General features: G+C 43.8%; 14 protein-coding genes. 10 read left to right on the forward strand and 4 right to left on the reverse strand.

The features are described from left to right. Positions 1 to 8: 8 nt before the first annotated feature. On the forward strand, positions 9 to 3,227 hold the full coding sequence (gene carB, locus B143_RS0100660; protein ID WP_018121758.1) for a carbamoyl-phosphate synthase large subunit: 3,219 nt from the start codon (positions 9 to 11) through the stop codon (positions 3,225 to 3,227). Positions 3,228 to 3,273: 46 nt separating this feature from the next. On the opposite strand, the gene B143_RS0100665 is transcribed toward carB, so the two are convergent. Further along, positions 3,274 to 4,221: an AEC family transporter gene (locus tag B143_RS0100665; protein WP_008316573.1), complete on the reverse strand. Its 948-nt coding sequence runs from the start codon at positions 4,219 to 4,221 to the stop codon at positions 3,274 to 3,276. A gap of 172 nt (positions 4,222 to 4,393) precedes the next feature. On the opposite strand from B143_RS0100665, the gene B143_RS0100670 reads away from it, so the two are divergent. Then, complete coding sequence (locus B143_RS0100670) at positions 4,394 to 4,678, forward strand: DUF2798 domain-containing protein (RefSeq protein WP_018121760.1); 285 nt, start codon at positions 4,394 to 4,396, stop codon at positions 4,676 to 4,678. Between the two features lie 62 nt (positions 4,679 to 4,740). On the opposite strand, the gene glyA is transcribed toward B143_RS0100670, so the two are convergent. Then, entirely contained in the window at positions 4,741 to 5,991 is a 1,251-nt protein-coding gene (gene glyA, locus B143_RS0100675; protein ID WP_018121761.1) for a serine hydroxymethyltransferase, read from the reverse strand. A gap of 154 nt (positions 5,992 to 6,145) precedes the next feature. Between glyA and B143_RS0100685 the strand changes: the two genes are divergently transcribed. From B143_RS0100685 to B143_RS0100710, 6 genes are all read left to right on the forward strand, one after another. Continuing rightward, a complete protein-coding gene (locus B143_RS0100685) occupies positions 6,146 to 6,787 on the forward strand; it encodes a protein-L-isoaspartate O-methyltransferase family protein (RefSeq protein ID WP_018121763.1) in 642 nt (213 codons plus the stop codon). A gap of 63 nt (positions 6,788 to 6,850) precedes the next feature. Further along, positions 6,851 to 9,094: a DNA topoisomerase IV subunit A gene (gene parC, locus B143_RS0100690; RefSeq protein WP_018121764.1), complete on the forward strand. Its 2,244-nt coding sequence runs from the start codon at positions 6,851 to 6,853 to the stop codon at positions 9,092 to 9,094. Positions 9,095 to 9,173: 79 nt separating this feature from the next. Continuing rightward, positions 9,174 to 9,788 (forward strand): 50S ribosomal protein L25/general stress protein Ctc, encoded by a 615-nt coding sequence (locus tag B143_RS0100695; protein ID WP_008316579.1) that lies wholly within the window; start codon positions 9,174 to 9,176, stop codon positions 9,786 to 9,788. A gap of 6 nt (positions 9,789 to 9,794) precedes the next feature. Further along, positions 9,795 to 10,361 carry an aminoacyl-tRNA hydrolase gene (pth, locus tag B143_RS0100700; RefSeq protein WP_018121765.1) on the forward strand — a complete coding sequence of 189 codons (567 nt, stop codon included), beginning with the start codon at positions 9,795 to 9,797 and terminating at the stop codon, positions 10,359 to 10,361. A 17-nt stretch (positions 10,362 to 10,378) separates the two neighbouring features. Continuing rightward, positions 10,379 to 11,470 (forward strand): redox-regulated ATPase YchF, encoded by a 1,092-nt coding sequence (ychF, locus tag B143_RS0100705; protein ID WP_018121766.1) that lies wholly within the window; start codon positions 10,379 to 10,381, stop codon positions 11,468 to 11,470. Between the two features lie 327 nt (positions 11,471 to 11,797). After that, positions 11,798 to 16,792, forward strand: coding sequence for an autotransporter outer membrane beta-barrel domain-containing protein (locus tag B143_RS0100710; RefSeq protein ID WP_018121767.1), 4,995 nt, complete (start codon positions 11,798 to 11,800; stop codon positions 16,790 to 16,792). A 46-nt stretch (positions 16,793 to 16,838) separates the two neighbouring features. Here B143_RS0100710 and B143_RS0100715 read toward each other — a convergent pair whose 3' ends face one another. Both B143_RS0100715 and B143_RS0100720 read right to left on the reverse strand, forming a co-directional pair. Next, positions 16,839 to 18,308, reverse strand: a complete 1,470-nt coding sequence (locus B143_RS0100715; protein ID WP_026165650.1) for a SulP family inorganic anion transporter — start codon at positions 18,306 to 18,308, stop codon at positions 16,839 to 16,841. A gap of 112 nt (positions 18,309 to 18,420) precedes the next feature. Beyond that, on the reverse strand, positions 18,421 to 18,762 hold the full coding sequence (locus tag B143_RS0100720; protein WP_018121769.1) for a RidA family protein: 342 nt from the start codon (positions 18,760 to 18,762) through the stop codon (positions 18,421 to 18,423). A 323-nt stretch (positions 18,763 to 19,085) separates the two neighbouring features. Here B143_RS0100720 and B143_RS0100725 point away from each other — a divergent pair, with 323 nt between their 5' ends. Beyond that, positions 19,086 to 19,451 carry a hypothetical protein gene (locus B143_RS0100725; protein WP_246534867.1) on the forward strand — a complete coding sequence of 122 codons (366 nt, stop codon included), beginning with the start codon at positions 19,086 to 19,088 and terminating at the stop codon, positions 19,449 to 19,451. Between the two features lie 115 nt (positions 19,452 to 19,566). After that, on the forward strand, positions 19,567 to 24,399 hold the full coding sequence (locus tag B143_RS0100730; RefSeq protein ID WP_018121770.1) for a BapA/Bap/LapF family prefix-like domain-containing protein: 4,833 nt from the start codon (positions 19,567 to 19,569) through the stop codon (positions 24,397 to 24,399). Positions 24,400 to 24,453: the final 54 nt, after the last annotated feature.

The following is a 24,453-nucleotide window of genomic DNA, read 5'->3' on the forward strand; positions in this document are numbered from 1 at the left end:
AGAGAGAAATGCCAAAACGTACAGATTTAAAATCCATTTTAATTATTGGTGCTGGCCCGATTGTGATCGGTCAAGCTTGTGAATTCGACTACTCAGGTGCACAAGCGTGTAAAGCGTTACGTGAAGAAGGGTACCGCGTCATTTTAGTGAATTCAAACCCAGCGACCATCATGACGGATCCTGAAATGGCAGATGTGACATATATCGAACCCATTTTATGGCAAACCGTTGAAAAAATCATTGCCAAAGAACGCCCGGATGCCATTTTACCCACCATGGGCGGTCAAACGGCATTAAACTGCGCCTTAGACTTAAGCCGCAATGGCGTATTGGCAAAATACAATGTGGAATTGATCGGGGCTTCTGAAGATGCCATCGATAAAGCAGAAGATCGTGGCCGTTTTAAAGAAGCGATGGAAAAAATTGGCTTAAAATGCCCTGAATCTTATGTTTGTCACAGCATGAATGAAGCATTGTCTGCACAGGCGAAAGTGGGCTTCCCAACATTGATTCGTCCATCTTTCACAATGGGTGGTTCAGGCGGCGGTATTGCTTATAATAAAGAAGAGTTCATAGCGATTTGTGAGCGCGGCTTTGATGCATCACCGACACATGAATTATTGATTGAGCAATCAGTTTTGGGCTGGAAAGAGTACGAAATGGAAGTGGTGCGCGATAAAGCGGACAACGCCATCATCATCTGCTCGATTGAAAACTTTGACCCAATGGGCGTACATACAGGCGACTCCATCACCGTTGCGCCTGCGCAAACATTGACGGACAAAGAGTATCAAATCATGCGTAATGCAAGCTTAGCAGTATTGCGTGAAATTGGTGTGGATACTGGCGGCTCGAACGTTCAGTTCTCCGTGAATCCTGCCAATGGTGAATTGATCGTTATTGAGATGAACCCACGTGTATCACGTTCATCTGCATTGGCATCAAAAGCCACAGGTTTCCCAATTGCGAAAGTGGCTGCTAAATTGGCAGTCGGTTATACATTAAATGAGTTGAGCAATGACATCACAGGTGGCCGTACACCGGCATCTTTTGAGCCTTCCATTGACTATGTTGTGACCAAAATTCCACGCTTTGCGTTTGAAAAATTCCCAGCGGCGGATGATCGCTTAACCACGCAAATGAAATCTGTGGGTGAAGTGATGGCGATGGGTCGCACATTACAAGAATCCATGCAAAAAGCATTGCGCGGCTTAGAAACAGGTCTATGTGGCTTTAACCCACGCACGACAGATAAATCTGTGATTTTGCGTGAGTTGGTGAACCCAGGTCCTGAACGTATTTTATATGTGGCAGATGCATTCCGCATTGGCATGAGCAAAGAAGAGATCTTTGACGTGTGTGCCATCGATCCTTGGTTCTTGATGCAAATTGAAGATTTAATGCAAGAAGAAGCTAAAGTTGCAGCGGGTACATTGGCAGATTTAGATTTTGCCACCATGCGTCGCTTGAAGCGTAAAGGCTTTTCAGACAAACGTTTATCTCAATTGTTGAATGTTTCTGAAAAAGCAGTGCGTGATGCACGTTTTGCCCTTAAATTGCATCCTGTGTATAAGCGCGTTGATACGTGCGCAGCTGAGTTTGACACAGACACAGCCTACTTATACTCAACGTATGAAGAAGAGTGTGAAGCGCGCCCAACGGATAAGAAAAAAATTATGATCCTTGGCGGTGGCCCAAACCGCATTGGTCAAGGGATTGAATTTGACTATTGCTGTGTGCATGCTTCTTTAGCGTTGCGTGAATCTGGTTTTGAAACCATCATGGTGAACTGTAACCCTGAAACCGTGTCCACAGACTTTGACACCTCAGATCGTTTATATTTCGAACCATTGACGTTAGAAGATGTGTTAGAAATCGTGCGTGTTGAACAACCTTATGGCGTGATCGTGCATTATGGTGGTCAAACACCATTGAAATTGGCCAATGCTTTGGTGGAAAATGGTGTGAACATCATCGGAACATCTGCAGACAGCATTGATGCGGCAGAAGATCGTGAACGTTTCCAAAAAGTATTGCATGATTTAGGTTTGCGTCAGCCAGAAAACCGCACTGCGCGCAATGAAGAAGAAGCCATTGTGTTGGCAAACGAAGTGGGTTATCCGCTCGTTGTGCGCCCATCTTATGTCTTAGGTGGCCGTGCAATGCAAGTGGTGCATTCAGATGATGAATTGCGCACGTATATGAATGAAGCGGTACAAGTGTCTGAAGACAGCCCTGTATTGTTGGATTTCTTCTTAAATCATGCCATTGAAGTGGATGTGGACTGTGTGTCTGATGGCCAAGAAGTTGTGATTGGCGGCATCATGCAGCACGTGGAACAAGCGGGTGTTCACTCAGGTGACTCAGGTTGTTCATTGCCACCTTATTCATTGAGTGCAGAGATTCAAGATGAAATTCGCCGTCAAACCAAAGCGATGGCCAAAGCATTGAATGTTGTGGGCTTGATGAATGTGCAATTTGCCGTGCAAGATGATGTGGTGTATGTGTTAGAGGTCAATCCTCGCGCATCGCGTACGGTGCCATTTGTGAGTAAAGCTACGAGCGTGCCTTTAGCGAAAATTGCAGCGCGCGCAATGGCGGGCATTTCTTTAGCAGAACAAAACTTCACCACAGAAGTGATTCCTGATTATTACTCTGTGAAGGAAGCAGTGTTCCCATTCATGAAGTTCCCAGGCGTAGACGTCATCCTTGGGCCAGAAATGCGTTCAACGGGTGAAGTGATGGGCGTGGGTAAAACCTTCTCTGAAGCTTACTTAAAAGCGCAATTAGGTGCGGGTGAACGTGTACCGAAAGTGGGTAAAGTCTTCATCTCTGTGCGTGATGCCGATAAACCTTATTTAGAAACCATGGCACGCAATTTCCAAGAACAGGGTTACGGTTTGTGCGCAACGCGCGGCACAGCGCAATACTTAACGGATAAAGGTTTCTTTGTACAAACCATTCATAAAGTGGCAGAAGGTCGTCCGCATATCATCGATTACATCAAAAATGGTGAAATCGCTGTGGTTGTCAATACTGTGGTGAGTGATGCGCAAGCAGTGAAAGACAGCCACTCCATCCGCCGCAGTGCATTGAATCAACGCATTCCTTTATACACCACATTAGCGGGTGGTGAAGCAGTGAGTGAAGGCGTGAAAAGTATGTTCATGATGGATGTGTACTCAGTGCAAGAGTTGCATGATCACATTGCTAAAAGCAAAAAATAAGTCATTGACTTAACAAAAAGCTCCGCATTGCGGAGCTTTTTTTATGCTAGAAATTTAAGCCAATCAAATGGAGTAAATAGAGCATGCATGGAATGGTGATTAAAGATGCCATCACAGAGATCAAAGTCATTGCAGTGCCAAAATTCACATCTGCGCCATAGCGCTGAAAGAGTACGGAGGCTAAGGTAAAGGTTGGCATCGTCACTTGAATGAGGAGCACTTTAATGACAATGTCATCAATTGGTAAGAGTAGAATGAAGCCAAAGGCTAAGAGTGGAAACAGCAGGATTTTGAAGATGACGCCATAAGTGACGCGCTTGACATCAATGTCACGGATCATTTTCCATAAGTCAGGGATCAACATGCCAATGTAGATCATGCCAATCGGGCTTGCTAACCCTGCTAACGCTTTGGTCAATTGCTTTAAACCATCGTGGGCTTCAAATTGTAATGCGCCAAGCGTTAAGCCAATGACAATGGCGAGCAATGGAATGTTGATCATCGCCGCTAAATTGCGTAAGCGAAAGCCTTTATCGCGTTGTAATAAATAGATGCACAATGTCCAGATCACAAAATCTAACCCTGCATCAAAGATCGCTGCAAGCAAGGCGCCTTGCGCCCCTAACAATACATAGCAAAGTGGAATGCCAATAAAAGCCGTGTTGCCAAGTGTGGCGGCGATGGCCAGTTCATTCGCTTGCTTTTCGGCAGTTTTAAGATATTTTTTCGCTAAAAAGCGCGCCAAAATAATTCCGCCGGCATTGATGATGACAGAGAGCACAAAAATGGTGAGGATCTGCTTCATCATCGTGGCATCAAGCTCAAAGTTAAACACGCTCGACAGTACAATCGAAGGTAAGCCAACATTGACAATCAGTGCCACAACTAAGCGCTGGGATTCAAGGGTTAAACCGTAGGCACGGCGCAGCAATACGCCGACGATCATCATCGCAGCCATGACGGAAACGGAAGTGAGGGTGGTGAAGAAAATCATTGGACAACTCGCGCAAAAATTATGATTTATGGTTATGAGAGAATACTATAGCACTAGTTTTTAGATGCATGGGGCTTTTTGCGAGGGATATTTTCAGAGGGCGAGGCAGGACGATTGAGCAATAAGTTACGCTGTGTTAAATTATCATCTTTACACTCTGTAGGTTCAAATTATGGCGAACAACGCATCTAAAGACACTTTGATTTTTGGCGTGCCAAAACTCCCGATGAAAGCATTGGTGGTGGTCATTCCGTTTATGGTCTCCTTCATCATGAGCGGCGTCATCTCGTTTGTGAGTATGGTCAGAAGTTTAGGACTCGGCCTCCATGTCTTTAGCCCGTGGGTGAGTGTGTGGATGTTTTCATGGATGATCGCTTTTCCCACCATTTTAGTGGTGCTGCCTTTAGCACGTAAATTGGCGATGAAGTTGGTGAAATTACCGCCACAGGTAAAATGATCAAAGCATGAAAAAACCCTGTTAAACAGGGCTTTTTAAATCATATGTTAAAGTGTTGGCGATTATTTTGCGTACACAGGGAATTTACGACAAAGCGCTGTCACATTGTCCGCAACGCGCGCTGCAAGCGCTTCATCATCGATGTTTTCTAACACATCACACATCCAGTTTGCGAGCAATTCAGATTCTGCTTCTTTAAAGCCGCGGGTTGTGATCGCTGGCGCACCGACACGAATGCCTGAGGTCACAAAAGGTGATTGTGGGTCATTGGGCACGGTGTTTTTATTCACAGTGATGTTTGCTTTGCCAAGGGCAGCATCTGCTGCTTTTCCTGTGATGCCGTGTTTGACTAAATCCACTAAGAATAAGTGATCTTCTGTGCCATTTGACACGATGTCAAAGCCACGAGATTGGAACACACGCACCATCGCTTTAGCATTTTTCAACACTTGCTTTTGATATTCTACAAATTCAGGTTGCGCCGCTTCTAACAATGCCACCGCTTTTGCTGCGATCACATGCATTAAAGGGCCGCCTTGGATGCCTGGGAAAATCGCTGAGTTCAATTTTTTCTCGATGTCAGGATTTGCTTTTGCCAAGATGATGCCGCCACGAGGACCACGCAATGTTTTGTGTGTGGTGGTGGTGACAACGTCTGCATATTCCATAGGATTTGGATATAAACCTGCCGCCACTAAACCGGCAACGTGCGCCATGTCCACAAATAAGTACGCGCCCACTTTGTCAGCGATTTCGCGGAAACGTTTGAAATCTAAGATTTGAGAGTAAGCAGAGAAACCTGCCACGATCATTTTTGGTTGATGTTCGATGGCTAATTTTTCCACTTCATCATAATCGATGAGACCATTTTCATCGACGCCGTATTGTACCGCGTTGTACGTACGACCAGAGAAGTTAACTTTTGCACCATGGGTTAAGTGACCACCGTGATCAAGGCTCATGCCAAGAACTGTGTCACCAGGTTGAACCAATGCAAGGTAAACTGCGCCGTTTGCTTGTGAGCCGGAATGTGGTTGTACGTTTGCGTAGTCTGCGCCAAATAATGTTTTTGCGCGTTCAATGGCTAAGCTTTCAACGATGTCCACATATTCACAACCGCCATAATAACGCTTGTTAGGATAGCCTTCGGCATATTTGTTGGTGAGTTTAGAGCCTTGAAGTTCCATCACAAGTGGGGAACAATAGTTCTCAGAAGCGATCAATTCAACGTGATCTTCCTGACGTTGTCCTTCCTTTTCAACAGCTTCAAAGAGTTCAGGATCAAAAGAGTGTAACGCGAGATTTTCAAACATGATGATTTTCCTATAGAATAACCCAAGCAAAGGCGTAGTTATTGTAGAGTGTAAAAACTTTTCCTTCAACAGCTAACGCCATTTTAAGAACAATTAGATTATTTGATCCATTAATGAGGAATGCGTAATTATGACTATGGAAAATAGAGATCATATGCGTTTGAATATGATAGAGCAGCAAATCCGTCCATGGAATGTCTTAAATCAACGAGTGCTCAATGCATTTGATGAAGTTAACCGTGATGAGTTCGTGGCAGAGGCATTAAAGCCGCTTGCATTTTCAGAAGCAAGATTGCCATTAGGCGGCGATGATTTGATGCTGTTTCCTGCGTTAGAAGGGCGCATTCTTCAAGAAGTGAACATTGAACCCACAGATAAAGTTCTCGTCGTTGGCACAGGCAGCGGATTTTTAGCCGCCTTAGCCGCGACACTTGGTGAACATGTGACGAGCATTGACATTAACGATGCTTATACACAAAAAGCCCAACAAGCCGCCGCTTCTTTAAACATTCATAATGTTGAATATGTGACCGCTGATGTGAAAACCTTTGCCCTTGAAAAGGCGAGCTTTGATGTGATCATTTTAACGGGTTCAGTGTTAAATGTGCCAAATGCATGGATCGAAGGTTTAACCGCGGGCGGTCGCTTGCTCGCATTTGTGGGCATGCAGGATCAAACAGTGACGAGCGGCGTTGTGTTCCAAAATCAATTGGATCAAATCCGCGAGGATTCATTGTTTGAAGTGGAATTAGAACGTCTTCATGGATTTGAAGATCAACCACAATTTGTATTTTAATTAAACTTCACTTTTATCCCATCTTGTCTGACAGGATGGGATTTCTATTTTCTGAAAAAAATTATGACTCAATTTACGCAACAAAATTTTGAAGTGCGCTCCATGGCGGAGTTTGCAGAAGAAGCTTATTTGAACTATTCGATGTATGTGATCAAGGATCGAGCGCTTCCGCATGTGGGTGATGGATTAAAGCCGGTGCAGCGCCGCATTATTTATGCCATGAGCGAGCTCGGATTGAGTGCAGTGTCAAAGCACAAGAAATCAGCGCGCACCGTGGGGGATGTGATCGGTAAATATCATCCGCACGGCGACAGCGCTTGTTATGAAGCTTTGGTCTTGATGGCACAGCCTTTCTCATACCGTTATCCATTGGTGGATGGGCAAGGGAACTTTGGTTCATTGGACAATCCTAAATCGTTTGCTGCGATGCGTTACACTGAGTCAAAACTCTCTAAATACGCGGATGTTTTGCTCAAAGAGACCAATGAAGCCACAGTGGATTGGCAGCCAAACTTTGATGGTTCACTCAATGAACCTGTGCGTTTACCTGCGCGTTTGCCCAACATTTTATTAAATGGCGGGACAGGGATTGCCGTCGGGATGGCGACAGACATTCCACCTCATAACTTAACTGAAGTGGCCAATGCTGTATGCGCGCTCATTGATCAGCCAGATTTATCATTAGAAGCGTTGATGCAATATGTACCTGCGCCAGATTTTCCAACGGGCGGCGAGATCGTCAATAGCAAAGCTGAGTTATTAAAGATTTACACACAAGGCACAGGTTCCATTCGCTTGCGTGCCAAATATGTGATGGAAGAGGGCAACATTGTCATCACAGAATTGCCGTATCAAGTTTCCGGTGAAAAGATTCAAGTGGACATCGCGCAGCAAATTCAAGCGAAAAAATTGCCAATGATCGATGACATTCGCGATGAGTCTGATTATGAGCATCCTGTGCGCATTGTGTTGATTCCACGCTCAAATCGTGTGGAATGTGATCGCGTGATGGATCATTTATTTGCCACGACAGATTTAGAAAAATCCATCCGCGTGAATCTCAATATGATTGGCCTAAATGATCGCCCTGAAGTGAAAAGCTTAGCGAAAATTTTGACAGAATGGATCGCCTTTAGAACCGATACTGTGACGCGCCGTTTGCAGCATCAGCTCAATAAAGTGGAAGCGCGTTTGCACATTTTAGAAGCGTTGATGATTGCATATTTGAACCTTGATGAAGTGATTCGCATCATCCGCTTTGAAGAAGAGCCCAAAGCTGTATTGATTGAGCAGTTTAAATTGTCAGAGATTCAAGCGAATGCGATTTTAGAGACAAAATTGCGTCATTTAGCCAAGCTTGAAGAGATGAAGCTACAAGCAGAAGAAGATGAGCTCTTAAAGCAGCAACAAGAGTTACAAACCTTACTCAATGAGCCTAAAAAATTGATGGCGCTCATTAAGCAAGAGATCAAAGAAGATCAAAAAGCGTATGGCGATGTGCGCAGAACGAAGATTGTGACCCGTGCACAAGCAGCGGCGATTGATGAGCTTGAGTTGGTGTCAAGTGATCCGATTACGATCATTTTGTCAAAAATGGGCTGGGTGCGTTCAGCGAAAGGGCAAGAGATTGATCCAAAACAGATGAATTATCGCACCGGTGATCAATACCTCTGTTCAGCCTTTGGGCGCAATAATCAGCAAGCGGTCTTTTTTGATCAAACGGGGCGCGCTTACAGTTTAGCGGCGCATACGTTGCCATCAGCGCGTACGATGGGTGAAGCCTTGAGTGGGCGCTTTACATTGTCTGCCGATACGGTGATCAATCAGATCATTTGTGATCAAGAGGATAGCCAATATTTATTGGCAGCAAACAGCGGTTATGGCTTTGTGGTGGATTATACAGAGCTATTGAGCCGTCAAAAAGCAGGTAAAGCCATTGTGAATTTAGGCGATGCGAGCATGTTTGCCCCGATGAAAGTGGATAAAGCGACAAAACCTTACATGGTGGCCTATACAGACAAAGGGCGTTTGTTGATCACAGAGATTGAAGCGTTGCCTGTTTTAGCCAAAGGTAAAGGCAATCAGATCATCGGGATTCCTGGGGCGGCGTTTAAAAATGGCGAAGATCAAATGCTTGATTTACAAATGCTTGGGCGCAATGACACTTTAACTTTACATTTTGGCCGTGCGAAGATGACATTAAAGCCAGAAGACTGGGCACAATTCATCGATGAGCGCGGAAAACGCGGCAAAGAGGTGAAAAAAGGGAGCAAAATTACGCGATTAGAGATTGCGCATATCGATTAAATTGCTATAATGTGGCGCTTATGTTTTTGACTGGTCGCGGTCAAAAACTTTTTATTTCAAACTATTATCGGAGTTCACAATGAGTGATTTCATTTTTAAAGCATCTCTTCGCCAAGACATGGGGAAAGGAGCGAGCCGCCGCCTACGTCGTGAAGGGTTGATTCCTGCGGTTGTTTACGGTGCTGGCCAAGAAGCTGTAAGCATTGTATTAAACCACAACGAAGCATTGACAGTTTTCCGTAACGAAGACGTTTACTCAAGCATCGTGACTGTAGAAATCGATGGCAAACCAGAAAGCGCAATTTTACGTGATGTTCAACGTCACCCATACAAACCTTTATTGGCTCACTTAGATTTCTTACGCGTTAAAGCGGGCGAAAAATTGAAATCAATGGTTCCAGTTGTATTGTTAAATGCAGAAGATGCAGCAGGCGTTAAAGCCGGCGGCGTTTTAACTCACGCATTAACAGCGATTGAAGTTGAATGTTTACCTAAAGATTTACCACACGCAATCGAAATCGACATCATTGATTTAGCTGTGGGTGCACACATCACTGTTGCTGACGTTAAAGCGCCAGCAGGTGTTGAAATCTTAACGCCAGCTGAAGATCAAGTTGCTGGTATCTTAGCGCCACGCATCGCTGACGACGCTGAAGAAGCAACGGATGCTGCTGAGGCAACAGAAGAAGCATAATTGTCTATGACATTGAAATTAATCGTTGGCCTAGGTAATCCTGGGCCCGAATATACAGAAACCCGCCACAATGCGGGTTTTTGGTTTATTGATGAGATCGCATCGACACCATTGTCCTATCAAAGTAAATTTAAGGGCTTGGTGGGTGAGATGGTGCAAGATGGCCGCAAAGTCTATCTTTTGAAGCCAGAAACTTTTATGAATAAAAGCGGTGAGTCCGTTTTGGCGCTGGCCCATTTTTATAAAATTCTGCCAGAAGAGATTTTAGTGGTGCATGATGAATTAGATCTACCGCCGGGGGCTGTGAAGCTCAAACAAGGGGGTGGACATGGTGGCCACAATGGCTTAAAAAGCATCATTTCTTTTCTAGGCTCGAATAATTTTAACCGTTTGCGCATTGGCGTTGGGCATCCTGGGGATGCAAAGCTTGTGGCAAATTATGTGCTTAAAAAAGCATCGGGCGCGGATCAGAAATTGATGGAAGATGCCATTTGGGAGGCAAGACGCCATTTATCTGCGATGGTGGCAGGTGATTTTGAACCCGTCATGAACGAATTACATCGTAAGAAGTAACTTTAAAGGAATTATTTATGGCAATTCAGTGTGGTATTGTAGGGCTTCCGAACGTTGGTAAATCAACGCTTTTCAACGCATTGACAAATGCAGGCATTGATGCGGCAAACTACCCGTTTTGTACAATTGAGCCAAATGTGGGTCGTGTGTTGGTGCCAGATACGCGCATTCAACCGCTTGTGGACATTGTCAATCCTGAGCGTGTGCAACAAACATTTGTGGATTTTGTGGACATCGCGGGTTTAGTGAAAGGTGCATCGCAAGGTGAAGGTTTAGGCAATCAGTTTTTAGCGAACATCCGTGAAACCGATGCCATTGCACATGTGGTGCGTTGCTTTGAAAATGATGACATCATCCATGTGTCCGGTAAAATTGACCCGATTGATGACATCGAAGTGATCAACACTGAATTGGCATTGGCCGATTTAGCCTCTGCTGAACGCTTTTTACATCGTGTTGAAAAAGTGGCTAAAAGTGGTAACAAAGAAGCACAAGCGCAAGTGGCGGTGCTCAAAAAAATCATCCCTGTGTTAGATGAAGGCAAAAGCGTTCGTTCCATTCAGTTAGATGATGAAGAAAAATTATTGGTGCGCGATCTTCAATTTTTAACCATCAAACCTGTTATGTACATTGCCAACGTCAATGAAGATGGTTTTGAAAACAATCCATTATTAGACAAAGTAGAAGCATATGCCGCCGCAGAAGGTGCATTTGTGGTGCCAATTTGTGCTGCAATCGAATCTGACATTGCTGAACTCGAAGATGAAGATAAGGCAGATTTCTTAGCGGAAATGGGCTTTGAAGAGCCTGGTTTAAACCGCGTGATTCGCGCAGGTTACTCATTGCTGAATTTAGAAACTTACTTCACAGCAGGCGTGAAAGAAGTGCGTGCATGGACCATCAAAAAAGGTTCAACAGCGCCACAAGCCGCAGGCGTGATTCACACGGACTTTGAAAAAGGCTTCATTCGTGCAGAAGTGATCGCATATGATGATTACGTCACGTACAAAGGTGAGGCAGGCGCGAAAGAGAAAGGTAAAATGCGTTTAGAAGGTAAAGAGTACATCGTGCAAGATGGCGATGTGATGCACTTTAGATTCAACGTATAATCAAATTCACATCAAAAGCCGACCGACAAGGTCGGTTTTTTTATGCCTGAAATGGGTGAATTGATAGAAATTATTAATGATTCGTGGGCGAAAATCCTGATATATCTACAGCTGTTAATATTTGTTAAAAATATCAGACAGCAATATATGCATGATTAATCTATAAATTCAATCAATTATGTTGTAAATCTGCAGGCCATTTCTATTTTATTTGATCATAATCATTTTGCTTTTTATTAAGTAAAATAATGTAAGTTTAAGAAAATAAAGTTTAATATAATGGGCCGAGGCACACAATTGATCAACATTGACCATGGATGACGACCTATGAAAACCAACTTTCGACAAACTAAACTCTGTTTTGCTTTATCTTCCATATTGATTGCATCGAGCTTACAACCCATGGCATTGGCATATATGCCAACAGTAGGCGCAGGGCAAATCTCAAGTGGTGAAACCATTGATGGACCTCAAACCATCGAGCAAGGAGGGCAAGCTGAACACAGCATTGTGACGGGTCTTGGTCAGCAAACAGTGACGGGAGCCGGCTCAAGTTCAATGCATGGAACGATTGAAAATGGCGGCAAGCAAACCATTACAGATGGTGCTGTGGCCAATGGTATGCTCGTGCTCGGCAATGGACAATCAGCCATTTATCATGGCACACAAACGATTGGTCAAGATGGGCTTGCAACCAATACGCGTCTTGAAAATGTGGGTCAACAGTTCATTGAGGCTGGCGGACGTGCGGACAATGCAGAGCTGTATGACCTCAGTCGCCAAACAATTCAAAAAGATGGGGTTGCCAACCAAACTTTGTTGGACAATAGTCATCAGGATGTTTATGGCATCGCTAACCATACGACAGTGAGAAATGATGGCCGTCAGCTCATTGGAGATGGCGGCGTGGCCAATGATTCTGAAGTCACCGGTTTAGGTTGGCAAACCATTACTAAAGGCGGAACGGCCAACGGTACGCATTTATCGAATGTGGCGGGGCAAAATGTGAGTGGTGGTGTTGCCAATGACACCACAATTGGTGACAACTCATGGCAAGATGTGCGTGCAGATGGCACAGCAAACAACACGACAATTGAAAAAAGTGGCTGGCAAAATGTATTTGAAGGTGGTTTGGCACAACACAATACTGTAGATGGCGCGCAAAATGTCAATGGTGGCATGGCTAAAGATAATGTCATCAACGATGGCGCAACCCAAAATATTAATAGTGGCACAGCAACGGATAATACCATCAAAAGTGGTGCGATACAGAATGTGAATAATGGTGGCACCGCACAAAATACCTCTGTAGAAAAGGGCGGCGTTCAAAATGTTAATGCCGGTGGTCAAGCGGAACAAAATACCATTTCAGGCGGTCATCAAATCATCAATGGTGAGGGCGCGGTGGCCACTACAAATGAGATTAATCAAGGTGGTTTTCAAATCATCAGCAATGGCGGGCAAGCGACGGGCACGAATGTCACCGGCACCGGTAAAGGTGAGTTTGAGCATGGTGCCCAAATTGTCAATTCAGGTGGTAAAGCAAGCAATACCAATGTGAGCGGTACCGGCATTCAGTTTGTCAATGAGGGTGGTCATGCAGAGCAAACCTATTTAACCGATTCTGCGCGCCAGATGGTGGATAAAGGCGGATCAGTGTCTGACACAACGCTCGATGGTGCCCATCAAATGCTCAATAATGCTTATGCAAAAGATACGAAGGCTTACAATGGCGCGATTCAGGAGATTCATGACAGCATTGCTGAGGACAATTTCATTGGCAATGAAAGTGTGCAACAAGTGATCGGCGGGCAAGCCATCAATAATACGATTGATGATGGCGGAAAACAGTGGATCATTGCAGGTGGGCACGCAGAAAATACAACCGTTGCCAAACAGGGCGAACAAGAAGTGGCCGATGGTACAGCCCATGACAATACGATTTTTGGTCTTCAAAACATCAGTGGCGGCACGGCAACACAAAATACGATTGAAACAGGTGGCCGTCAAAGCATCATTGCGGGCGGTAAAGCGAATGACACCACTGTTAAAACCGGCGGCTTGCAAGATGTTGCCGATGGCACCGCGACCAATAATACCATTCAAGATGGGGCGATTCAGAGCATTTCAGGCGGTACTGCCAATCAAAATATGATCGAAGGCGGTGGTGAGCAAACCATCATTGCTGGCGGCAAAGCGAATCAAACCACGGTGTTAGAGAATGGCGTACAAAATGTACGAGATGGTATTGCAACGGATAATACGATTTCTGGACAACAAAATGTCAATGGCGGCACGGCAAACAACAATACCATTGAAGATGGCGGCAAGCAGATCATCACCGAAGGTGGTCAAGCGAATCAAACAATGGTTGAAAAAGGCGGCGAGCAACATGTGATTGATGGCATTGCAACCACCAATACAATCAATACAGGTGGTTTACAAAACATTGAACATCAAGGCATTGCGCAAGATAATAATATATCTGGCACGCAAAATGTTGCCGGCGGCACTGCGAATAACAACACATTGTATAATGGCGGTGTGCAAAATGTTTCTCAGGGCGGGCAGGCGAATACGAATGTCATTAACAATGGTGGCATGCAAAATGTCAATGCGGGTGGTACCGCGACGGACAATAAAATTGATGTGGGCGGCGTTCAAAATATGAATGCACAAGGTACTGCAAACAATAATGTGGTCTCTGGCACGCAAAATGTTTCAGGCGGTACGGCAAATAAAAATGATATTTATCGAGATGGTATGCAGACTGTTACAGATCAAGGTCATGCAAGCAATACGGCTGTACATGATGGCGGTACGCAAAACATCATCAATGGAACTGCGGATCAAAATCAGATCAATTTTGAGGGCACACAGAATGTGGGTCAAGATGGTGTGGCCAATCAGAATGTGATTTCAGGGACGCAAAATGTTGCGGGCGGTACTGCAAATGACAATAACATTTATAAAGATGGCATACAAAACGTGGCACAAGGTGGTCATGCGAGCAACACAACAGTGCATGATGGTGGTACACAAAATGTGGTGAATGGAACTGCGGATCAAAATCAGATCAATTTTGATGCCATTCAAAATGTGGAAAAAGATGGTCATGCGATGCAAAACACCATTTCAGGTACACAAAATATTAAAGGCGGCACAGCAGATGGTAATTTTATTTATCAAGATGGTATGCAAAATGTGACTGATAATGGCACTGCATTGAATACTACGGTTCATGAAGGTGCCACACAGAATATTGATGATGGGCATGCCAGTTATAATACTGTTTCAGCAGGTGGCGTACAGAATGTCAATGAAAAAGGCATTGTGGACAGTAATTTGGTGTCAGGTGCCCAAAACATCAATGGCGGCATGGCAAACAGCAATACCATTGAACAAGGTGGTATACAAACCATCACTGCTGGTGGTCAAGCCACTGTAACCACCGTCAACAATGGTGGCATTCAAAATGTGAATGACGGTACGGCCACGGGCAATACGATTGCAGCAGGCGGCACACAAACCATAGCTGCTGGTGGTCAAGCCACTGTAACCACCGTCAACAATGGTGGCATTCAAAATGTGAATGACGGTACGGCCACGGGCAATACGATTGCAGCAGGCGGCACACAAAATATAGGCAATACGGGGCATGCCATAGATTCCACCATCTATGGGCAACAAGAGGTTGCGGCAGAAGGCATCATCACCAATACAGTTGTCGAGGGCGGCCTCAGTTATTTGCATGAAGGTGCACAATCCACAGGAAACTTAACGATCAACAATGGCGGTTTGTTGGCGGTCAATGCCACAACAGTGACAGATCGGACAGTGGATGGCGTTAGCATTGATTCAAACAGTCAAATGGTTGTGATCAATCAAACAGGCGAAGAAGGCTTTTTAACCGTTGGGGATATGGTCAATGATGGCATGGTCATTATTAATGGCTTTCATTCACTCAATGGTGAAAGTGACACCACGCGACCTTTTGAAGATTTTGTGGTGGTGCACGCTGATACTTTAGCTGGGCAAGGCAGTATTTTAATGCATACGGACATTGGCCAGCAAAAAGGTGATCTTTTATCTGTTGGTCAATTAGATGCAGCGGCACAACAATCTTTAGATGTGCAAAACAATGCGGCTTCTGATGTGACGGTGAATGATCGCTTAACTGTGGTCACCACTGACAGCGGTGGGCAAGCGGGACAGTTTATCTTGTCTCATGCCGTTGAACAAGGCGGTTATCAATTTGGGCTGCGCCAAATCAATGAAGGTAAAGATTGGGAGCTGTATGCACTTGATCAAAATGTGCCACCGCCAGTTGATCCGGGTAAACCTGTGGGACCGAATCGACCGGTATTATCTTCGACGGCAGATGCTGCGGCTAACAGTATTGTCAGCACTTATTTAGCAAACTTTGTGGATACGCAAACATTGTTACATCGGATGGGTGAGCTTCGAGAAGGACAACATCACGTTGGGCTTTGGGGGCGCGCTTATGGCGGTAAGTTAGATTCTTTCGGCAATGGTTTATTGTCAGGTTTTAACATGAAGTATTACTCAATGCAATTAGGTGCGGATTACCAGGTGAATTTAGAGCATTCTCGCGTTTACTTTGGGGGCGCTGTGAGTTATTTGCATGGTGATCAAGATTTCCATAAAGTGGCAAACTACTTGGCAAAAGGCGAGGTGCAAACCCTGGATCGCGATGGTGACGGCACCTTGAAAAACTACAATGCATATTTGTATGCAACGTATATGACGGATCAAAACTTTTATGTGGACACCGTCTTAAAATATGGCCATATGCGCAGTAAATTTGGGGTGAAAGACAGTGCAGGTGCGAATGTCAGTGGTCATTCATCTTTGAATTTATATGGTGTATCAGCAGAAGTGGGTCAGCGTTTTTATTTAGAGGGTGATCAAAACTTCTATGTCACACCGCAAGCGCAATTGACCTATACGCACTTTGGCAGCGGCACATATAAAGCGAGTAATGGCTTAAATGTGAAAGTGAAAAGCCGTGATTCTTGGTTAGGGCGCGTGGGGGCTGAGCTTGGTTATCAGTTTAAATCTGAAAACCCAGTGAATGTGTATGCTCGAGCATCATACTTAAAAGAGTTCTCAAACGATGGGGACTTTATGCTCAACCACAGCCGTGAGTCATATTCGATGAAAGGTCATTGGTGGCAATATGAAGTGGGGATCAATGCGAAAATTGGTCAACAGCACAACGTTTATTTCAATGTGAACTATAACAAAGGTCAACGCTTTAATCAGAAACAGCTCAATATTGGTTATCGTTATGAGTTTTAAGTCATCAAGCAAAAAGCCCTTAGGTAGCTAAGGGCTTTTTTAATGTTTAGGCAAAAATGGTTGGATCATGATCACTGAATTTTTGCATCAAAACCACTGACTCAGGATTGAGTCCTTCAATGCGTACACTCACGTGTTCGCGTAAGAATTTATGGATGATTTTATCCAAAGCTTGTAGCGCACTGACATCCCAAAGGTGTGCATTGTGCACATCGATGATGACATGGTCAATCGGTGCTTTAAAGTCAAAGGATTGCTGCATTTTTTCAGCAGCACTGAAAAACATTTGTCCTGTTACTGCATAGCGGCACGTGCGACCATCTTCTGATACGACATGGGTAATGGTGAGGCTTTTTTCCACTTGATAGGCAAAAAAGATCATCGCTAAAATCACGCCCGAGATGACGCCAAACGCTAAATTATGTGTATAGATCACAACCCCAACAGTGGTGAGCATCACTAAATTACTCAGCAGCGGTGTTTTAGGCAGGTCACGGATGGAGTCCCAGCTAAAGGTGCTGATTGATACCATCACCATCACAGCGACCAAAGCGGCCATGGGTATGCTTTTGATCCAGTCGGATAAAAACACCACCATGAGGATTAAAAATAACCCTGCACACAGTGTTGATAGGCGCGTACGTCCGCCTGAACGTACATTGATCATTGATTGACCAATCATTGCACAGCCAGCCATGCCACCCATGCAGCCTGTGACAATATTGGCCAAGCCTTGGCCTTTACATTCTCGGTTTTTATCACTAGTGGTGTCGGTAAGTTCATCGACAATCGCGGCCGTCATCATCGATTCTAAGAGCCCTACAATCATCATGGCCAACGCATAAGGGAAGATGATGCGGAGGGTTTCAAGATTCCATGGAATGTCTGGCAGAAAAAAGATGGGTAAAGTGTCCGGCAATTCGCCCATATCACCCACAGTGCGCAGATCAAGCGGTATGAGGTATGTAAAGAGCGTCAAACCCACAATGCACACCAATGGGGATGGCAGCCACTGGCCAAGCATCGGCACATAAGGGAATAGATAAATGATGGTAAGTCCTGCAGCCACTAAAGCATAAACATGCCAAGTGACATTCGTCAATTCTGGCAATTGTGCCATAAAAATGAGGATGGCTAAGGCATTGACAAAGCCGATCACAACAGAAGTGGGCACAAAGCGCATCAACGCGCCGAGTTTTAAGTAACCGGCTAAGATTTGTAAAACACCTGTGAGTAGTGTTGCGGCTAATAGATAGTCTAAGCCATGAGATTTAACAAGTGTAATCATTAACAGTGCCATCGCACCTGTTGCAGCGGAGATCATCGCAGGGCGGCCACCTGCAAATGCAATCACAACAGCCATGGAAAACGAGGCGTATAAGCCCACTTTTGGATCAACACCCGCGATGATGGAAAAGGCGATGGCCTCAGGGATCAAGGCAAGTGCCACCACCAATCCTGAGAGTAAATCTTTACGTGTATTGGAGAACCATTGTTGGTAAATGGAAGAAGTGATCATTAAAAAACCTAAAAACTGCGAATATGAAAGGGCGTATGATACGGGAAATATCATTGATTTCATAAAAGTTTTTAGGTTTATGTCTTGAAAATTCAGCAGATTTTAACAACTATACCGCTGCAATCACTTTGACTTCCATTTTCCATTCAGGGCGCATGAGTCCTGCTTGAACAGTACAACGTACGGGTGGATTTTGAGCATCAACCCATTCATCCCATGCGCGATTCATCTCATCAAAGTCATCAGGATTCACAAGGAAAATGGTGACATCCAAAATTTTACTTTTCTCACTGCCATTTTTTGCTAACACATCATCAATGTCTTTGAGAATGCTTGTCATTTGAGCATGGGCGCAATTGTCATCGACTAAAGGCACTGAGGTGTAATAAAGCGTTTGATTATAAATTGCTGCGTCACACATTCTTGGGCCGATGTTAAAACGTTTGATCATGATTTCCTCCAAAAAGTTCAGTATGCCACAGATTTTGCATGAAATGTCATCAGCACATTGTGAGAAAAAATATGATTTTTTGACATAGGTTAACCAATTGAAATTTAGGAAGAATAAAAATTTTAATAAAAGTAATTTTGTGATAGCAACAAAAAAGAAAGATGTGTCCTACACTATACAACGGTAAGGAAATGCTCAGCGTTTCATATAACAGTAATGATTAATGTGCAATAAAGATAACAATATCATTGACTAGAATACATAATTTGATTATATTTTACACTTTTCAACAAAACTAAAAGTTAGTGAACTTAAATCGTCCCATGAAAAATTTAATGATTGCCTTGATGGTTGCAGGTTTAGCGGGTTGTGCTGCAACGGATTCAGTGAAAAAGAACCATCCTTATCAGGATGCACTTGATCAAAGTGCTCAACATGTTGAAGTCTCACGAGATCACAAGGTACAGCCAAATTGCCCGATCATTTTTTCAATCAATGATACTAATGTCGGCCGCTTTGCAGCGAACGATCATGCCACTTACTATTTAAAACCTGATCATTACACGTTAACGGCCAGCAATTGCACAGGCACAGCAACATTCGATGTGAACATTCAGGCAGATAAAAATCGAGTCTTCTTATTGTCACTCGATGGCCACGGCCACCCGATGATTGTGAATAAAAAATAAACAACTGAATCATCACTTAAAGGACACGCGCGAAGCGCTTTAATCTAATTATTATGACTATGACTGACACCTCATCCATGAATGAGCGTGCGGGCAAACTAGGGGTTTTAAATCAATGTCATCTGTTATTGTTGTGGATAAAAAATCATTGGATCAATCGACTGTTAGCGGTTCACGAATCGTTTTAGAGACAGCGTCGAAGGTTCATACACAGTTATATCGTTCGGATGTTGCTGAGTTTGTACAAGACGGCAACGACTTAATTTTAAAATTAAAAAATGGGAAAACCATTGTCATTGTGAATTTCTTTGTGGCGCATGAAGATGAAACATCAGATGTGCTGTTTAAAGATGACAATGGCATTCCATGGTTGCCGCTTTTATTAGGTGGCGCGGGCGTTGCGGGCGGTTTAGCTTTAGCAAGTGGCGGCGGTGGTGATAATAATCACAATGGTGGGGCGGCTTCTGCGCCTAAAAATCACGTGCCTGTGGCTGTCAATCCTGTGAACGATGCGCCTAATATTGAAGATGCTGAAGTAACAGTGAAACAAGGTGTTAAAGATTCTATCGTTCATGATGCATCAACAGGTAAAGATGAAGATGTAGATGTAGATGTAGATGGAGATAAGCTTACGTATACCATCACTAAAGGCAATGAAGATGGCTTGTTTGTCATTGATCCTAGCACCGGCATTATCAAATTAGCTGATGGCAAAATGCTTGATCATGGTAAAGCGCCACTGCACAAATTAGAAGTGACGGCTACGGATAGTAGTAGTGACAAATTATCATCGACGGCGACGATTACGGTCAAGGTCTCAAATGTTAGTAAAATCACCACAGAGATTACGCCAAAAGGCACCATCACGGGCACAACAGATAATGTTGAAAAAGGTCCTGTGAAGTTAACGATCACAGGGACAGATAAAGATGGTAATCCTGTGACCATTGAGCGTGATGTAGAGTTAGATCGTCCGGATGGTTCGTCAAAAGGTCAATACACTTATCATTTGACGCGGGAAGATGGCATTGTCGATGGCTCTAAAGTGACGGTGGAAGCTCAGACTGTTGACCGTCAAGGTGATACCATTCATGCCGATACAGAATTACCAGGTCATTCAAGTGAAGAGACGCCCGGACTTGATTTAGTCATCCCTACGATTGAAATCACACAAGTGGCGACAGATGAAAAAGTGACTTGGGGCGAAGAAGGCAAAGAGGGCTTTGAAGTTAAAGGTACAACGACGGGCGTAGAAGCAGGTCAAATTGTTGCAGTTACCTTTGATAAAACAGTCGATGGTCAGCCTGTAACGGTTGAAGCAACGGTTGAAGAAGATGGTTCATGGACTGCACAAATGACGCCAGAACAAGCCGCTAAATTATTGGAAGGTTCTGTTTCTGCAGCGGTTAAGGACATTGCAGGTAATGAAAAATCAGCCGAAGCGGTAGAGTACACCATTGATGCGCCAACAGCTGTTGTCACGGGTTATGGCGATAATATTGAAAATGTGCTTAACACAGTTGTAACTGAAGGTGAAGTGTCTAAAACAGTGACGATTTCTAGCGAAATTGATCCAAACTTAGCAAGTAACACCTCTAAAACAATGGTCGGTGAAACAATCGCCGGCGATCATGGAGCGTTTACCTTAGACACTTCTGGCAAATGGACGTATACCTTAAACTCAGGTGAAGAAACTTCTAAAGCACTGATCGATTCTAAAGGACCTTTAACAGAAATCTTTACGGTGAAAGACAGTGAAGGTAAGCCTTATGAAGTGAAAGTTTCCATCAATGATGATGGTGAAAATGTTGTGGTATCTGCCACCACATCGTCTTTGAAAGATCCAACAAATGTAGAGAGTGATCAAGGCGCATATACAATCTATACCAATGATTCACTCGGTGAAATTACAGGGACTGCATCACAAGGTATTGAGAAAGTTCGTGTGTATGTCAATAAACAAGCAGCTGGCACAGATGCGGAAATGGATTCATTAGGTTATCCACAGTACTTTGAAGTGGCGGTTAAAGATGGCAAATGGTCATTGAGCGAGCAAGATCTCACCGATGGTTTACAAAAAACATGGTGGGCAGATCAGCTCCGTAATGACGACATCTATCTTCAAGTGCGTGCAGTTGATCCGACAACGGGTAAAGTCGGTGATGTGTCTGAAAAATACACCTTTGTGGTGGATACTGTTGCGCCAGAAGCAACCTATGTGAAACATGAAGATGGTAAAGTCACCGCTTTGATCAGTAGCAACCCGAAAGAAGAACACAGTGCGAAGACGGGTGATGAAGTGATGGTCAAATATACAGATCAAGAAGGCAATGTGAAGATTGCAACCGGAAAAGTGGGTGAGCCGGCTGTGGATGGTAAACCGTATTTATCCATCAGTGTGCCTGTTGAAAATCTTGATCCAAATCAGCCATTTAAAGTCTATGTGAAAGATCAAGCCGGCAACATTGGCGTCAATAATGACATTGACATTGATCCAACGACAGTGACGTTACCAATTCCGGTGATTGATCAATATTTAGATCATCAGAACAATCCTGATGGCAAGGTTCAAGTGATCGCCAATGGTGGGCACAGTGATGATCCACAAGGTCAAATCAGTGGTACTGTGGTGTTGAATGCGTATCAAAAATCCATGGTGGATGAGGTGCGTATTTTTGTTCACAATAACCCAAGTCAGTTCATTAAAATTCCTGCAGATCAATTGGTACCGGTGGAAGGTGAACAAGATACATATCGTTGGACAACGCAATCTAAAGATCTTGCGAAAATCTTGACCAGTGGTCGTTTTGCAGAAGGTGAAGCTTCATTGCAAGCTGCCACTTATGATAAAGATTCTGATGTCATGAGTGAGGCATCACCTAAATTCACAGTGAACATTGATGTGACCGCGCCTGAAATCACGATTGAGAGCATTGCGGGTGATCAGGTCATTACGCAGCTTGAGAAAAAAGATGGCTTTACTGTGAAGGGTTCAACAAAAGGGGCTGAAGAAGGTAACACAGTGACTATTTTGGTGGAAGGTAAAAGTTACACCACAACTGTGGGTAAAGATGGCAAGTGGTCTATTGATTTACCAAAAGAAGCCACACAAGATTTGACGGATGGAAAAACTTATACAATCACAGCATCTGTGACGGATAAGGCAGGTAATCAGTCAAGTGGTGCAATGGGTAATGCAACCGTCAATGCAGCACCGAGAGTGACGACTCAAACACAGACTGTTGAGGAAGACAGTGGTGCTAGCAGATTTTTTCAAGTGAAAGCAACTGATCCAGAAGATGACCGTATCAAGGGCTACAGCTTAAAATATGAGGTTCTTGAGGATACGCTAGATCCTTCAAAGGGTTCTGTCGTGATGGATGAATATAATGATGGGCATTTTATCTTCACACCAGAAAACAATTTCTCTGGCGAAGTGACCTTCTCAGTCAAAGTAACGGACAGCTATGGTAATAGCACCATTGCAGAACAAAAGATTATTGTGACTCCTGTGGCGGATGCCCCTGTCTTAAAAACAGAAATGAATTTTGATGTGGGTGAATTGAGCCTTAATAAATATACCTGGAATAATATTGCAGGTTATAAAGAAATTGGTGGTCAATTGTACGATTTTGATGATGCACAGACAAAGGGTTCAGGGATTAATCCTAAGGTACTCGTCAATGGCATCAATGCACTGTTTGAACATCAAAGACCTGAAGGTGAATTAACCAATGAGATGAAGTCAGAGGGTTGGAGAGAATCTGAACATGGATGGGGGCTTCCAGCATCTAGTGCTGTATATATGAATGGCTATATTTACTTAGAAGCGGGTAAAGATTATAAATATACCGGATCTGCAGATGATAATGGGTTGATCATTATTGGTGATAATACATCTAGTAAGTTTGTAAGTTGGCAAGGCCTTCCAAGTATGACAACAGAAACTTTTACAGTGAAAGAATCTGGCTTTTATACATTTAATTTGTATATTTATAACCAAGATGATAAAGGCAACTACAACTTCAAAGTCACTGAAGCAGATGGTACAGATGTTAAATACTTCCCAAGCGTTGAAGCCATTAAAGGTGAGTTGGGTAAAGATGTTCATTTAGCCGAAGAGATGACGGGTAAAGATGGTAAAGGCTTCTACGGTGTATCATTTGGTTATACAGGCTCTGAAAATGATGATGTAGAATTGACGGACATTGTGGCATCTCTTACTGACCGTGATGGTTCTGAAACACTCTCATTAAAATTGACGGGATTGGTTGAAGGGACAAAACTGATCTATACCAGCGTTGATAAAGATGGTGGCGCTGTGACAAGTGAAGCAACTGCCGATTCACATGGTACGATTACAGTGAACGGTGGGGCTAATGTGACAGATTTTAAAGATCTATCCCTTGATTTACCACAAGGCATTGCAACCGGTCAATTACCCGTTACCATGACAGTGACGGCCACCGAACAAGGCAATGGCGATGCAAAATCTGTGACCAATGAGTTTACTGTGACGGTGAATCCGCCTGTGGCAGCACGCATGATGGCAATAGATGAGTCAGAGGAAGATCATACATCGGATGCACATGTGACGAAGATTGAGTTGTTAGAAGATAACAATACGGGCGGTCATTCACTTGAAAAAGTGATTAACTTTGCCATTAATCAATCTGAGGAATCTTCAGAATCTAGTAAAATTGAGTTCTCCGAAGACTTCTTTAATGGTCTTATTCATCAGGATGATTTAACGGTTGAAAATCTTCCGAACATTTCGCAATACTTCAGTTTGCAGCATAATGCAGAAGATCAAACCGTGACTCTCAGTGTTGATCGTGATGGTGTGGATGATCATTATCAGCAAGAAGAGTTGTTATTATTGACCAATCAACCCACAGAGATTTCATTAGAAGAGTTACTCAACAACCATCAAATCGTGATCGGTTAAGGTAAGATCAAAGAAAAAACCCAATCCTAGGATTGGGTTTTTTTATATGCACTC

Origin of the sequence: Wohlfahrtiimonas chitiniclastica DSM 18708, assembly GCF_000375345.1 — a bacterium.
GTDB lineage: Bacteria > Pseudomonadota > Gammaproteobacteria > Cardiobacteriales > Wohlfahrtiimonadaceae > Wohlfahrtiimonas > Wohlfahrtiimonas chitiniclastica.

Coding starts and splice junctions, on each gene's coding strand:
- carB (WP_018121758.1), top strand. CDS start 9: ATGCCAAAACGTACAGATTTAAAATCCATTTTAATTATTGGTGCTGGC.
- B143_RS0100665 (WP_008316573.1), bottom strand. CDS start 4,221: ATGATTTTCTTCACCACCCTCACTTCCGTTTCCGTCATGGCTGCGATG.
- B143_RS0100670 (WP_018121760.1), top strand. CDS start 4,394: ATGGCGAACAACGCATCTAAAGACACTTTGATTTTTGGCGTGCCAAAA.
- glyA (WP_018121761.1), bottom strand. CDS start 5,991: ATGTTTGAAAATCTCGCGTTACACTCTTTTGATCCTGAACTCTTTGAA.
- B143_RS0100685 (WP_018121763.1), top strand. CDS start 6,146: ATGCGTTTGAATATGATAGAGCAGCAAATCCGTCCATGGAATGTCTTA.
- parC (WP_018121764.1), top strand. CDS start 6,851: ATGACTCAATTTACGCAACAAAATTTTGAAGTGCGCTCCATGGCGGAG.
- B143_RS0100695 (WP_008316579.1), top strand. CDS start 9,174: ATGAGTGATTTCATTTTTAAAGCATCTCTTCGCCAAGACATGGGGAAA.
- pth (WP_018121765.1), top strand. CDS start 9,795: ATGACATTGAAATTAATCGTTGGCCTAGGTAATCCTGGGCCCGAATAT.
- ychF (WP_018121766.1), top strand. CDS start 10,379: ATGGCAATTCAGTGTGGTATTGTAGGGCTTCCGAACGTTGGTAAATCA.
- B143_RS0100710 (WP_018121767.1), top strand. CDS start 11,798: ATGAAAACCAACTTTCGACAAACTAAACTCTGTTTTGCTTTATCTTCC.
- B143_RS0100720 (WP_018121769.1), bottom strand. CDS start 18,762: ATGATCAAACGTTTTAACATCGGCCCAAGAATGTGTGACGCAGCAATT.
- B143_RS0100725 (WP_246534867.1), top strand. CDS start 19,086: ATGAAAAATTTAATGATTGCCTTGATGGTTGCAGGTTTAGCGGGTTGT.
- B143_RS0100730 (WP_018121770.1), top strand. CDS start 19,567: ATGTCATCTGTTATTGTTGTGGATAAAAAATCATTGGATCAATCGACT.